This is a genomic window from Pseudomonas tohonis, from assembly GCF_012767755.2.
GTDB classification, from domain to species: Bacteria; Pseudomonadota; Gammaproteobacteria; order Pseudomonadales; family Pseudomonadaceae; genus Metapseudomonas; species Metapseudomonas tohonis.
The window spans coordinates 617157-629667 of sequence record NZ_AP023189.1; the positions used below are offsets into that span (position 1 = coordinate 617157).

The following is a 12511-nucleotide window of genomic DNA, read 5'->3' on the forward strand; positions in this document are numbered from 1 at the left end:
GTGGTTATTTTTTGTCCAGGATCATCGCGAGGAAGGCGGCCGGCGCGGGGCTCAGGGTGCGCGTGGGGTGCCAGAGCAGGTGCATCTCACGCTCGATACGCAGGTCGTGCACCTCGAGTGCCTGCAGGCGGCCGGCGGCAAGATCGTCCTCGATGACCCGCTGCGACAGCCAGGCGATGCCCTGGCCGTCGCGCACCAGGCGTTTCAGCGCCTCGGTGCTGGCGATGGCCATGCGCGGGCGTGCCTCCAGGCCCTGGCGGGCGTAGGCCTGCTCGATGCTGGCGCGGGTGCCGGAGCCTTCCTCGCGCAGGTACAGCGCCTGGTCGGCCAGCTCGGCCGCGTGCAGGCGGCCCCGGGTCGCCAGGGGGTGGCCGGGACCGCAGACGGGCAGCAGGCGGTCGCGCTCCAGGAGGCTGAAGGCATGGCTCGCGCGATCGAAGTCGCCTTCGACGAAGCCCAGGGCGATGCGTTCGTCGGCCAGTGCCTGGGTGATCTCGCGGGTGTTGCTCACCTGCAGGTCGACGCGGATCTCCGGATGGCGGGCGTGGAAGCGGGCGATCAGGTCCGGCAGCAGGTAGCTGCCCAGGGTGGCGCTGGCGCCCAGGCGCAACTCACCGTCATCGAGCCCGGCGAAGCTGCGCAGGTCCGCTTCGGCCGCCTGTTCGAGGGCGAAGATGCGTTGTGCATAACGGTGTAGGCGCAGGCCGCCTTCGGTGAGGGTCACGCCGCGTGGCTGGCGATCGAAGAGGGGGATTCCCAGGCGCGCCTCCAGCTCGCGCACTTCGCGGGTGACCGCCGGCTGGCTGATGTGCAGGCGCTCGGCGCCGGCGCTGATGCTGCCGCTCTCGGCGACGGCGAGGAACACCTTGAGGTGGTGAAGATTCATAAATGAAAGGCATGCCTTACATATCGAGGATGTATTTTTCGTATAGCACGCCCGGGGTTTACCGTGCAGTCATCTTCTGCAACGGGTCCACCCGACCGGAGCCATCATGCCTCGTCCCCTTTCCCGACTCGTCGAACCGCGCGCCCTGGTTCGCCACTTCATTCCCGGCTGGTTCGCCGTGACCATGGGCACCGGCGTACTGGCGCTGGTGCTGGGCGCCCTGCCCTGGCAGGTGCCGGCGCTGCATCGCCTCGGCGAGGTGCTGTGGCTGTTCAATGCCCTGCTGTTCGCGGCCTGCGCCGGGCTGTTCGTGGCCCGCCTGCTGCTGCACCCGGATACCGTCGCGCCGATGCTGGCGCACCCGGTGCAGTCGATGTTCCTCGGCGCCATCCCCATGGGGTTGGCGACCCTGGTCAACGGTCTGGTGCTCTATGGCGGTCCGCGCTGGGGCGAGACCGCCCATGCCGTCGCCCACGCCCTCTGGTGGCTGGATGTGGCGCTGGCCCTGGGGGCGGCGCTGCTGGTGCCCTACCTGATGTTCACCCGCCAGGAGCACGCGCTGGAGAAGCTCACCGCCGTCTGGCTGCTGCCCATCGTCGCGCCCGAGGTGGCGGCCGCCAGTGCCGGCGTCATCGCCCCACACCTGGAGGCCGGCGATGCCCGCCTGCTGCTGGTGATGGGCTACCTGCTGTGGGGCCTGTCGATGGCTCTGGCCTTTTCCCTGATCACCCTGGTGCTGCTGCGCCTGGCGCTGCACAAGCTGCCCGATACCGATTTCGCCGCCACCAGCTGGTTGCCCCTGGGGCCGCTGGCCACCGGGTGCCTGGGGCTGCTGGCGCTGGGCCGCGCCGCGCCCGCTGCGTTCGCCGGCTCGCCCTTGCAGGGCGTGGCCGAGCTGCTGCCGGCCATCGGCCTGGTGGGCGGCCTGGTGCTCTGGGGGGCGGGCCTCTGGTGGCTGGTCACGGCCTGCCTGTTCACCCGTCGCTACATCCGCCAGCGCATGGCCTTCAACCTCGGCTGGTGGGGCTTCACCTTCCCGCTCGGGGTGTTCGCCCTGGCCACCTTCGAGTTGCAGCGCCAGACCGGCCTGGCGTTCTTCGGTGCCATCGGTACCCTGCTGGCGCTGCAACTGGCCACCGTCTGGGCCCTGGTGATGCGTCGCACCCTGGCCGGCATCTGGCATGGCGAGCTGTTCCGCGCGCCCTGCCTGTGCACCCTGGGGGGCCCGGCGCGGGGCTGAAAACGGGCGAGGGCGCATCTTCGACCATCTGTCATTGCCCGAAACCTGCCCGCTGGGCGAAAATAGTCGCCTTTTTTCGTTCAGCGTCTTTTCAGACCCGCAGGAGATCAGCGATGCCCAGCCGTCGTGAGCGTGCCAATGCCATTCGTGCCCTCAGCATGGATGCGGTGCAGAAAGCCAACAGCGGCCACCCCGGCGCCCCGATGGGCATGGCCGATATCGCCGAAGTGCTGTGGCGGGACTACCTGCAGCACAACCCGAACAACCCGCAGTGGGCCGACCGCGACCGTTTCGTGCTGTCCAACGGCCACGGCTCGATGCTGATCTACTCGCTGCTGCACCTCACCGGCTACGACGTCACGGTCGATGACCTGAAGAACTTCCGCCAGCTGCACAGCCGCACCCCTGGCCACCCGGAATACGGCTACACCGCCGGCGTCGAGACCACCACCGGCCCGCTGGGCCAGGGCATCGCCAACGCCGTGGGCTTCGCTCTCGCCGAAAAGGTGCTGGGTGCGCAGTTCAACCGTGAAGGCCACGAGATCGTCGACCACTACACCTACGCCTTCCTGGGCGACGGCTGCATGATGGAAGGCATCTCCCACGAGGTCTGCTCCCTGGCCGGCACCCTGGGCCTGGGCAAGCTGATCGCCTTCTACGACGACAACGGCATCTCCATTGACGGCGAGGTCCATGGCTGGTTCACCGACGACACCCCGAAGCGCTTCGAAGCCTACGGCTGGCAGGTGATCCGCAATGTCGACGGCCATGACGCCGACGAGATCCGCACCGCCATCGAGACCGCCCGCAAGAGCGCGCAACCGACCCTGATCTGCTGCAAGACCATCATCGGCTTCGGTTCGCCCAACAAGCAGGGCAAGGAAGAGTGCCACGGCGCTGCCCTGGGCAACGACGAGATCGCCCTGACCCGCGCCAACCTGGGCTGGAGCCACGCGCCCTTCGAGATCCCGGCCGACATCTACGCCGAGTGGAGCGCCAAGGAAGCCGGCGCCGCTCGTGAAGCCGCCTGGAACGAGCGCTTTGCCGCCTACGCCGCCGCCCACCCCGAGCTGGCCGCCGAATTCCAGCGCCGCATCAAGGGCGAGCTGCCTGCCGACTTCGCCGAGCAGGCCGCCGCCTACATCGCCGATGTCGCCGCCAAGGGCGAGACCATCGCCAGCCGCAAGGCCAGCCAGAACGCCCTGAACGCCTTCGGCCCGCTGCTGCCCGAGTTCCTCGGCGGCTCCGCCGACCTGGCCGGCTCCAACCTGACCCTGTGGAAAGGCTGCAAGGGCGTCTCCGCCGAGGATGCCGCCGGCAACTACCTGTTCTACGGCGTCCGCGAGTTCGGCATGAGCGCCATCATGAACGGCGTTGCCCTGCACGGCGGCTTCATCCCCTACGGCGCGACCTTCCTGATCTTCATGGAATACGCCCGCAACGCCGTGCGCATGTCCGCGCTGATGAAGCAGCGCGTGCTCTATGTCTTCACCCACGACTCCATCGGCCTGGGCGAGGACGGCCCGACCCACCAGCCCATCGAGCAACTGGCCAGCCTGCGTTCGACCCCGAACCTGGACACCTGGCGCCCCGCCGACGCGGTGGAATCCGCCGTGGCCTGGAAGGCTGCCATCGAGCGCAACGACGGCCCAAGCGCGCTGATCTTCTCCCGCCAGAACCTGCCCCACCAGGCGCGCGATGCGGCCCAGCTGGCCAACATCGCCCGTGGCGGCTACGTGCTCAAGGACTGCGACGGCGAGCCCGAGCTGATCCTCATCGCCACCGGCTCCGAAGTCGGCCTGGCGGTACAGGCCTTCGAGCAACTGAGCGCCGCCGGCCGCAAGGTGCGCGTCGTCTCCATGCCGTCCACCAGCCTGTTCGACCAGCAGGATGCCGCCTACAAGCAATCCGTGCTGCCGCTGGAAGTCGGTGCGCGCATCGCCATCGAAGCCGCCCACGCCGACTACTGGTACAAGTACGTGGGCCTGGAAGGCCGCGTGATCGGCATGACCAGCTTCGGCGAATCCGCCCCGGCCCCGGCCCTGTTCGAACACTTCGGCTTCACCGTCGAGAACATCGTCGCCACCGCTGAAGAATTGCTGGAGGACTGACGCCAGCTGCAAGCTGCAAGCCTCAAGCGGCAAGCGAGAGCCCCTCTGCCGCCGCCTGACTTGCAGCTTGCCGCTTGCGGCTTGCGGCTATGTCCAATCCTCGTTTCCGCGTTGCCCTGAACGGCTACGGCCGTATCGGTCGTTGCGTCCTGCGTGCGCTGCATGAGCGTGGCGGGCGTGATGGCTTCGAGATCGTCGCCCTCAATGACCTGGCCGACCAGGCCAGCATCGAGTACCTGACGCGCTTCGACTCCACCCATGGCCGCTTCCCGGGGGACGTGAAGGTCGACGGCGATTGCCTGCACATCAACGGCGACTGCGTGAAGGTGCTGCGCAACCCGGCGCCCGAGGGCATCGACTGGGCGGCGCTGGGCGTCGACCTGGTGCTCGAGTGCTCCGGCCAGTACACCAACCGCGCCCAGGCCGAGCGCTTCCTGCGCGCCGGCGCGCCACGCGTGCTGTTCTCCCAGCCGATGGCCAGCGAGGCGGACATCGACGCCACCATCGTCTACGGCGTCAACCAGGACAGCCTCCTCGGCACCGAGACCCTGGTCTCCAACGCCTCCTGCACCACCAACTGCGGCGTGCCCTTGCTGAAACTTCTCGACGAGTCCGTGGGTCTGGAATACGTCTCCATCACCACCATCCACTCCGCGATGAACGACCAGCCGGTAATCGACGCCTATCACCACGAGGACCTGCGCCGCACGCGCTCGGCCTTCCAGTCGGTGATCCCGGTCTCCACCGGGCTGGCCCGGGGCATCGAGCGCCTGCTGCCGGAACTGACCGGGCGCATCCAGGCCAAGGCCATCCGCGTGCCGACGGTGAACGTGTCCTGCCTGGACATCACCCTGCAGACCGCCCGCGACACCAGTGCCGCCGAGATCAACCGCGTGCTGCGCGAGGCCGCCGAAAGCGGCCCGCTCAAGGGCCTGCTGGCCTACACCGAGCTGCCCCACGCCAGCTGCGATTTCAATCACGATCCCCATTCCGCCATCGTCGACGGCAGCCAGACCCGCGTGTCCGGGCCGCGCCTGGTCAACCTGCTGGCCTGGTTCGACAACGAGTGGGGCTTCGCCAACCGCATGCTCGACACCGCAGGCCACTACCTGCGGGTTTCCGCTGTTTCCACAACATCCAGCCCCGTGAAGGACTGACCCCATGACCGTGTTGAAAATGACCGACCTCGACCTCCAGGGTAAGCGCGTACTGATCCGCGAAGACCTCAACGTCCCGGTGAAGGACGGTGTCGTGAAGAGCGATGCGCGCATCCTCGCCTCCCTGCCGACCATCAAGCTGGCACTGGAGAAGGGCGCGGCGGTGATGGTCTGCTCGCACCTGGGTCGTCCCACCGAAGGCGAGTTCTCCGAGGAGAACAGCCTCAAGCCGGTCGCCGACTACCTGGCCAAGGCCCTGGGCCGCGACGTGCCGCTGGTGGCCGACTACCTGGACGGCGTCGACGTCGCCCCCGGCCAGGTGGTGCTGTTCGAGAACGTGCGCTTCAACAAGGGCGAGAAGAAGAACGCCGACGAGCTGGCGCAGAAGTACGCCGCGCTGTGCGACGTGTTCGTGATGGACGCCTTCGGCACCGCCCACCGCGCCGAGGGCTCGACCCACGGCGTGGCCAAGTTCGCCAAGGTCGCCGCCGCCGGCCCGCTGCTGGCCGCCGAACTGGACGCCCTCGGCAAGGCCCTGGGCAATCCGGCCCGCCCGATGGCCGCCATCGTCGCCGGCTCCAAGGTCTCCACCAAGCTCGACGTGCTCAACTCCCTGAGCCAGATCTGCGACCAGCTGATCGTCGGTGGCGGCATCGCCAACACCTTCCTCGCCGCGGCCGGCTACAAGGTCGGCAAGTCGCTGCACGAGGCCGACCTGCTGGATACCGCCCGCGCCATCGCCGCCAAGGTCAGCGTGCCGCTGCCGGTGGACGTGGTGGTCGCCAAGGAATTCGCCGAGACCGCCGAAGCCACCGTCAAGGCCATCGCCGACGTCGCCGACGACGACATGATCCTCGACATCGGCCCGCAGACCGCCGCCCAGTTCGCCGAGCTGCTGAAGTCATCGAAGACCATCCTCTGGAACGGCCCGGTCGGCGTCTTCGAGTTCGACCAGTTCGGCAACGGCACCCAGGTGCTGGCCCAGGCCATCGCCGAGAGCCCGGCCTTCTCCATCGCTGGCGGTGGCGACACCCTGGCGGCCATCGACAAGTACGGCGTCGGCGAGCGCATCTCCTATATTTCCACTGGCGGCGGCGCTTTCCTCGAGTTCGTCGAGGGCAAGGTCCTGCCGGCCGTGGACGTGCTGGAACAGCGCGCCAAGGCCTGAAATAGCGGCTAAACCATGGCGGCGGCCCGTGGTCCCTTGAACAGGACCCGAGAAAAGGAGTTGCCGCCATGCGTACCAACCTGATCCTGCTGTCGTTGTTCGCGATGCTCACCGGTTGTGCGGGTGGTTCTTCCCCCGCCACTTGCGAGGTGTTGAGCCCGCCCCAGGTCGTCCTGCCGCAATCCCAGGACGACCAGCGCGTCGAGGCCCAGAGCAGCGGTGATCCGACCGTCAACGGCAGCCAGGAACGGCACTGTCCATGACCCTCGATGGGTGAACGGCCTTCTGGCCAAGGGAGTGAAGGGATGAAAGGCATGTTCGCCCTTGCGGCGCTGTTGGCGCTGGGCGGTTGTGCGGGCGCTCAGGCGCCGGCTGACGACTGGACCCGCTGGGTCTGCGACAGCCAGGCCGAGGTGCTGTGGCGCTTCGTCGACGCCGACCGGGAGCAAGTGGACCTGCGTCTGGGTGGCGGCGATATCGTCTACCGCCTCAAGCAAGAACCTTCGGGGTCCGGCGCGCTCTATAGCGACAGCCGCCTGGCCTTCCACACCAAGGGTGACGAGGGGCTGGTGTACTGGGTCGCCACCGATGACCTGATCGGTCGCGGCTGCAAGGCGCCCTGAACCGGCGCCGATGATTGCACCGGGCCGGCGTCATCGCCGGCCGGTTTTTACGGGAGGACGCTCGCCGTCCTTCATGGAACTTGAACCTGGCCTGCCCCTGCGGCAGGCTTCGCATTTCGAATGCCCACCCACTCGGGAGACTGAAACACCATGGCACTCATCAGCATGCGCCAGATGCTGGACCACGCCGCCGAATTCGGCTACGGCGTACCGGCCTTCAACGTCAACAACCTGGAACAGATGCGCGCCATCATGGAAGCGGCCGACAAGACCGATTCCCCGGTGATCGTCCAGGCTTCCGCCGGTGCCCGCAAATACGCCGGCGCGCCTTTCCTGCGCCACCTGATCCTGGCGGCCATCGAAGAATTCCCGCACATCCCGGTGTGCATGCACCAGGACCACGGCACCAGCCCGGACGTCTGCCAGCGCTCCATCCAGCTGGGCTTCTCCTCGGTGATGATGGACGGTTCCCTGCGTGAAGACGGCAAGACCCCGGCCGACTACGAATACAACGTCCGCGTGACCCAGCAGACCGTGGCCTTCGCGCACGCCTGCGGCGTGTCGGTGGAAGGCGAGCTGGGCTGCCTGGGCAGCCTGGAAACCGGCATGGCCGGCGAGGAAGACGGCGTCGGTGCCGAGGGCGTGCTGGACCACAGCCAACTGCTGACCGACCCGGAAGAGGCCGCGGACTTCGTCAAGAAGACCCAGGTCGACGCCCTGGCCATCGCCATCGGCACCAGCCACGGCGCCTACAAGTTCACCAAGCCGCCGACTGGCGACGTGCTCTCCATCGAGCGCATCAAGGAGATCCACAAGCGCATCCCCAACACCCACCTGGTGATGCACGGCTCCTCTTCGGTGCCGCAGGAGTGGCTAAAGGTGATCAACGAATTCGGCGGCGACATCAAGGAGACCTACGGCGTGCCGGTCGAGGAGATCGTCGAAGGCATCAAGCACGGCGTGCGCAAGGTCAACATCGACACCGACCTGCGCCTGGCCTCCACCGGTGCCATCCGCCGCATGATGGCCGAGCAGCCGAGCGAGTTCGACCCGCGCAAGTTCTTCGCCAAGACCATCGTCGCCATGCGTGATATCTGCATCGCCCGCTACGAAGCCTTCGGCACCGCCGGCAACGCCTCGAAGATCAAGCCGATCTCCCTCGAAGGCATGTACCAGCGCTACGCCAAGGGCGAGCTGACCGCCAAGGTCAACTGAGTTCTGGCGCTGTAAACGGAAAGCCCCGCATTCGCGGGGCTTTCTGCTTTCCGGGGCCTGGAACCCGCATGCGGCGTCCTTACTGGGCGGTGCTGCTTGCCAGGGCCCGGTGCTCGAGCTTCAGGTTGTAGAAGGTGGCGCTGCCGGCTTCGGTGGCCTCGCCGACGTTGTCCTGGGCATAGACCCCGGCCTTGAAGTACAGCGGCTTGGGCGCCCAGGTGGGGTCCAGCTGCTGGGTGAACATCGTGCTGTTGACCAGGATGCTCAGCTGCCCGGTGGGCGACATGTTGATGACGTAGGTGAAGCGCTGGTTGAGCTTCACGCCGCTGAGCAGGGTGACCACCGCACCGGCCTCGTCGCTCGGGGTGTTGCGCACCTTGGCGACGATGTTGCCGGTGCCGGTCTTGGTCTTGAACTGGTACTCCAGCTTGAGCAGCGGACTGGTGCTGCCGTAGGCATGGATCTGGCCGATCACGATCTTGCCCGTGGACGGGACCTGGCCCACCGCCAGGTTGGCGCTCATGTAGTTGTCGGCGGCACCGTAGGTCCAGTTGCGCAGCTTGCCGTCGGCGTAGGTCTCGCGCAGCTCGCTGCGCGGGTAGACGGCGTTGGCGGTGGCGCTGCCGTTCACCGGGGTCCAGAAGAACAGGGTGCCGTTGGCCGCCTTGAAGTAGTTGTCCTGATAGCCACCCATCAGGGCGGGGGTTTCGATGGTCACCGAAGGGCTGCCGACGGGGATGGTGAGGTTCCAGGTTCCGAGATCGATCATTTTGACTGAGTTCTCTAAGAGAACTTTCAGTCGGGTGCTATCTCATCCACGAGACGTAATCACTTACTGCGGCATCCGGCCAACTGCACACGAACTAAAAGTGAAAGCTAGGTAGTGGCAGGGGGGGGCTGCCGTGTCGTCCGAAGGCATTTACGCCGTCTCGCGGAACGCTTTATAGGGCTGCGCAAGCCCCTTGTTAATCACCGATCGTCGCCGTCGGGCCTGTCAAAAAGCCGTCTGGAACGGGCTTTGCCATCAAGGTGCAATCGCCAAAACTAACCAGGTGGTTCATGTCCGGAATGCCGCCCTCAGGTGGAATGCGGCTTGCGCCGAATCATTGGCGTCATTTTTCCGTAAGCGCAGCGGCAGCCCCGTTCCGCTGGGGGCGGGCAGGTGCTTCGAGGGCATCCGATGAACGGTCGCCGGGCGTCTGCCGCTGCGCTGACAGGCTGCGTCGCAAACTGTCACCGGCGGTAGAATGCGGGCTTTCCCCCGGCCGCACCGATCCCCCATGAACCCGCTCCGCTACATCCGGTCCTACCCCGTCCACCTGCAGGAGCAGATTCGCCTGCTGGTCGAGCAGCGCCGCCTGGGCGAATACCTCGCCAAGCGCTACCCGGATCGCCATGAGGTGCAAAGCGACAAGGCCCTCTACGGCTACACCAATGCCCTGCGCCAGGAGCACCTGCGCAATGCGCCGGCCATCGACAAGGTGGTCTACGACAACAAGCTGGACGTCGTGCAGAAGGCGCTCGGGCTGCACACGGCGATCTCCCGGGTGCAGGGCGGCAAGCTGAAGGCGAAGAAGGAGATCCGCGTGGCCTCGCTGTTCAAGGAGGCGGCGCCGGAGTTCCTGCGGATGATCGTGGTGCACGAGCTGGCGCACCTGCGCGAGCGCGACCACAACAAGGCGTTCTACCAGCTCTGCGAACACATGCTGCCGGGTTATCACCAGCTGGAGTTCGACCTGCGCCTGTACTTGATCCAGCGTGAGCTGGAGGCGGGGAACTGAAGGGGAATGGCTGGGGGAGGGAGGGAGAGTGTCATGCCCAACCCCAGCTGTGGAGGGCTGCAGGATGAGCGCAGTCCTGAGGCGGGCATGACGGGACCGACTATACCCATGCGCCCCGGGTGGTCGATGTAGGCCCCATCCCAAAGGCTCCGCCGAATGCTCCGGCGAGGCTCCCCGTACCTGCTCGCGTACGCCGGAAAAAGCCTGCTAGGCTCTCCCCATCCCTGTCGTCGAGTATTCGCGGGCATGAGCCGCTACCTACGGATGTTGTGTCCAGTGCTGCTGTGCCTGGCGTTCGCGCCATCCGCGCCGGCCCGCGAATGGCTGGCCGTGGGGGCCGAGTTCCCGCGCCTGTTCGGGCAGACGGTGGAAGGTCGTTACATCGGCCTCGGCCCTGACGTGCTGCGCGAGGTGGTGCAGCGCATGGGCGACTCGGTGCGCTTCGAGGTCTACCCCTGGGCCCGGGCGCAGAAGATGGTGGCGCAGGGGCGCGCAGACATCCTCATCGGCCCCTATCGCACGCCGGAGCGCGAGGGGCTGTTCCTCTTCAGCCAGCGTCCCTTCTACCGCGACCGCATCGTGTTCTTCGCCCGTTCCGGCCTCGCTCTCGCGTGGCAGGGCGACTACGCCAACCTGGCCGGCAAGCGCATCGGGGTCATCCGTGGCTGGACCTACGGGCCGAGCTTCGACCAGGGCCGCGAGGCGATGGACCTGCACAGCATCGAGAGCGTCGACAACGCGATACGCATGCTGGTGATGGGCCGCATCGACCTGCTGGCGAGCAACGAACGCAACACCCGGCCACGCATCGACGCCCTCGAGCATGGGGCGGTCAGCCAGCTGCAGCCGATCATCGATACCCAGGACGGCTACTTCGCCTTCCCCAGGACCGACGAGCATGCCGCCTTGCGCAAGGACTTCGACCGCGCCTTCGCCGGCCTGGTCGCCGAGGGGCGCCTGAGCGTGCTTGCCCTGCGCCAGGGCGTCACCATCCCCTGAGGGGCGTCAGGGCGCGATACGTGGCGGGGCCTGGAACTGCGCGTCGATGTCCCGCTTCAGGCGCTGGACCAGATGCAGCGCCTCGGCCTTGCCGCAGGTGGCGGAGAAGGGGATGCCGGCGGTTTCGAGGATGGTCTTGCGGGTGCGCTGGTCGTAGATGAGCACATGCAGGCTGCGATCGCTGTCCATGTGCCCGGAGAACCCCAGTGGCAGCAACTGGGTACGCATGAAGTCCAGGGTCCTGGACAGTCGTTCGGTTTCCACGGGGATGGCCTCGGTGCTGTGGGGGGAAGGTGGACGCTACCCACCCATGGAGTGGAACGTGCCGGCGGGCGTTCGGTTCCCCGCACCTGCGTGTCGCTCGTCGGCGGAGTGGTGCGGCACTGTCTGCCGGCAGCGCCGATGGCTACACTGGCACAAGGCCATGTGGGGACTGTCGTGAGTACTGAAGAGTCGGGTTATTCGATCTATAGGCGTCTGGTTTCGCAATTGATGAACGGTGAAGAGCAGCTCCCCAGCCTGCCCATGATCACCATGGAGATCCGCCGGGCCCTGGCCAATCCGGATGCCAGTACCTCTTCCCTGGCGCGGGTCATCAACAAGGATCCGGCGCTCAGCGCAACGCTGGTCAAGCATGCGGCCAGCACGCGCCTGCGCACCGCCTTGCCGCCCAAGACCCTGGAGGACGTGATCCGCACCCTGGGCATGCTGGAGGTGGACCGCATCACCATGGTCCACAGCATCAAGAGCCTGTTCACCCTGCACAGCGCCTCGCACAAGAAACTCTTCGTCGACACCTGGAGCCGCCTGGCCCGGCGCGGCAGCATCAGTGCCGTGCTCGCGCGCCTGCTCGGGCACGCCTCTTCCGAGCACGTGCTGCTGGCCAGTGTGCTCAGCGACATCGGTGCCCTGGCGATCCTTTCCGCGTTCAAGGACGCCCAGCAGATCCCCTCGCCCGAGCTCTACTCGCGCCTGTGCCGGGAGTACGGCAAGTCCCTCGGCGTCATCGTCCTGAAGAAGTGGGCGGTGGACGACAGCTATATTGCAGTGGTGCGCGGCCTGGGCGCCTGGGACGGATCCAGCGGCCCCGGCGTCGAGCTCGTCGACCTGATCAACCTCGGCCTGTTCCACGCGCTCCGCGAGGCCGGGCCCACCGCCCTGCTGCCGCCCCTGCGGGAGTTGGCTGCCTATCGCAAGTTGCAGCCGCCCCTCAACGCCCTGGACCCCAGCGGCAATGGCCTGGCCCTGGTAGCCAGCCAGCGCGCCGAGATCCAGCGGGTGGAGTCGCTGCTCCAGTAGTTGCACCGTTCGGGTGCGTTGCCTTCCCGTCG

At 66.9% G+C, this 12511-nt stretch carries 13 protein-coding genes; 10 read left to right on the forward strand and 3 right to left on the reverse strand.

What is annotated here, in order from left to right:
- Window positions 1-4: 4 nt before the first annotated feature.
- Window positions 5-886 (reverse strand): LysR family transcriptional regulator, encoded by an 882-nt coding sequence (locus HSX14_RS02885; protein ID WP_173175003.1) that lies wholly within the window; start codon window positions 884-886, stop codon window positions 5-7.
- A 106-nt stretch (window positions 887-992) separates the two neighbouring features.
- Here HSX14_RS02885 and HSX14_RS02890 point away from each other — a divergent pair, with 106 nt between their 5' ends.
- From HSX14_RS02890 to fba, 7 genes are all read left to right on the forward strand, one after another.
- Window positions 993-2126 carry a TDT family transporter gene (locus HSX14_RS02890; protein ID WP_173175001.1) on the forward strand — a complete coding sequence of 378 codons (1134 nt, stop codon included), beginning with the start codon at window positions 993-995 and terminating at the stop codon, window positions 2124-2126.
- Between the two features lie 113 nt (window positions 2127-2239).
- Window positions 2240-4237, forward strand: coding sequence for a transketolase (gene tkt, locus HSX14_RS02895; RefSeq protein WP_173174999.1), 1998 nt, complete (start codon window positions 2240-2242; stop codon window positions 4235-4237).
- A gap of 89 nt (window positions 4238-4326) precedes the next feature.
- Window positions 4327-5394 (forward strand): erythrose-4-phosphate dehydrogenase, encoded by a 1068-nt coding sequence (gene epd / locus HSX14_RS02900; protein WP_173174997.1) that lies wholly within the window; start codon window positions 4327-4329, stop codon window positions 5392-5394.
- 4 nt (window positions 5395-5398) lie between these two features.
- Window positions 5399-6562, forward strand: a complete 1164-nt coding sequence (locus HSX14_RS02905) for a phosphoglycerate kinase (protein ID WP_173174995.1) — start codon at window positions 5399-5401, stop codon at window positions 6560-6562.
- Window positions 6563-6630: 68 nt separating this feature from the next.
- Window positions 6631-6825, forward strand: coding sequence for a hypothetical protein (locus tag HSX14_RS02910; RefSeq protein ID WP_173174993.1), 195 nt, complete (start codon window positions 6631-6633; stop codon window positions 6823-6825).
- Window positions 6826-6867: 42 nt separating this feature from the next.
- Window positions 6868-7185 carry an MliC family protein gene (locus HSX14_RS02915; RefSeq protein ID WP_173174991.1) on the forward strand — a complete coding sequence of 106 codons (318 nt, stop codon included), beginning with the start codon at window positions 6868-6870 and terminating at the stop codon, window positions 7183-7185.
- A gap of 150 nt (window positions 7186-7335) precedes the next feature.
- A complete protein-coding gene (fba, locus tag HSX14_RS02920; protein ID WP_173174988.1) occupies window positions 7336-8400 on the forward strand; it encodes a class II fructose-bisphosphate aldolase in 1065 nt (354 codons plus the stop codon).
- Between the two features lie 79 nt (window positions 8401-8479).
- Here fba and HSX14_RS02925 read toward each other — a convergent pair whose 3' ends face one another.
- Entirely contained in the window at window positions 8480-9169 is a 690-nt protein-coding gene (locus HSX14_RS02925) for a polysaccharide lyase family 7 protein (protein ID WP_173174986.1), read from the reverse strand.
- 511 nt (window positions 9170-9680) lie between these two features.
- Here HSX14_RS02925 and HSX14_RS02930 point away from each other — a divergent pair.
- Together HSX14_RS02930 and HSX14_RS02935 are read left to right on the forward strand one after the other, a co-directional pair.
- Window positions 9681-10181 (forward strand): M48 metallopeptidase family protein, encoded by a 501-nt coding sequence (locus HSX14_RS02930; RefSeq protein ID WP_173174984.1) that lies wholly within the window; start codon window positions 9681-9683, stop codon window positions 10179-10181.
- 246 nt (window positions 10182-10427) lie between these two features.
- Entirely contained in the window at window positions 10428-11180 is a 753-nt protein-coding gene (locus tag HSX14_RS02935) for a substrate-binding periplasmic protein (RefSeq protein WP_173174982.1), read from the forward strand.
- A 6-nt stretch (window positions 11181-11186) separates the two neighbouring features.
- Here HSX14_RS02935 and HSX14_RS02940 read toward each other — a convergent pair whose 3' ends face one another.
- On the reverse strand, window positions 11187-11444 hold the full coding sequence (locus tag HSX14_RS02940) for a DUF1652 domain-containing protein (protein ID WP_173174980.1): 258 nt from the start codon (window positions 11442-11444) through the stop codon (window positions 11187-11189).
- A 228-nt stretch (window positions 11445-11672) separates the two neighbouring features.
- Between HSX14_RS02940 and HSX14_RS02945 the strand changes: the two genes are divergently transcribed.
- Window positions 11673-12479, forward strand: a complete 807-nt coding sequence (locus HSX14_RS02945; RefSeq protein WP_228723535.1) for an HDOD domain-containing protein — start codon at window positions 11673-11675, stop codon at window positions 12477-12479.
- Window positions 12480-12511 lie beyond the last annotated feature (32 nt).

What these genes read in the sequence shown, in the direction of transcription:
- HSX14_RS02935 (WP_173174982.1), top strand. Translation starts at nt 10,428, where the DNA reads ATGAGCCGCTACCTACGGATGTTGTGTCCAGTGCTGCTGTGCCTGGCG.
- HSX14_RS02885 (WP_173175003.1), bottom strand. Translation starts at nt 886, where the DNA reads ATGAATCTTCACCACCTCAAGGTGTTCCTCGCCGTCGCCGAGAGCGGC.
- HSX14_RS02945 (WP_228723535.1), top strand. Translation starts at nt 11,673, where the DNA reads ATGAACGGTGAAGAGCAGCTCCCCAGCCTGCCCATGATCACCATGGAG.
- HSX14_RS02910 (WP_173174993.1), top strand. Translation starts at nt 6,631, where the DNA reads ATGCGTACCAACCTGATCCTGCTGTCGTTGTTCGCGATGCTCACCGGT.
- tkt (WP_173174999.1), top strand. Translation starts at nt 2,240, where the DNA reads ATGCCCAGCCGTCGTGAGCGTGCCAATGCCATTCGTGCCCTCAGCATG.
- HSX14_RS02890 (WP_173175001.1), top strand. Translation starts at nt 993, where the DNA reads ATGCCTCGTCCCCTTTCCCGACTCGTCGAACCGCGCGCCCTGGTTCGC.
- HSX14_RS02930 (WP_173174984.1), top strand. Translation starts at nt 9,681, where the DNA reads ATGAACCCGCTCCGCTACATCCGGTCCTACCCCGTCCACCTGCAGGAG.
- epd (WP_173174997.1), top strand. Translation starts at nt 4,327, where the DNA reads ATGTCCAATCCTCGTTTCCGCGTTGCCCTGAACGGCTACGGCCGTATC.
- HSX14_RS02925 (WP_173174986.1), bottom strand. Translation starts at nt 9,169, where the DNA reads ATGATCGATCTCGGAACCTGGAACCTCACCATCCCCGTCGGCAGCCCT.
- HSX14_RS02905 (WP_173174995.1), top strand. Translation starts at nt 5,399, where the DNA reads ATGACCGTGTTGAAAATGACCGACCTCGACCTCCAGGGTAAGCGCGTA.
- fba (WP_173174988.1), top strand. Translation starts at nt 7,336, where the DNA reads ATGGCACTCATCAGCATGCGCCAGATGCTGGACCACGCCGCCGAATTC.
- HSX14_RS02915 (WP_173174991.1), top strand. Translation starts at nt 6,868, where the DNA reads ATGAAAGGCATGTTCGCCCTTGCGGCGCTGTTGGCGCTGGGCGGTTGT.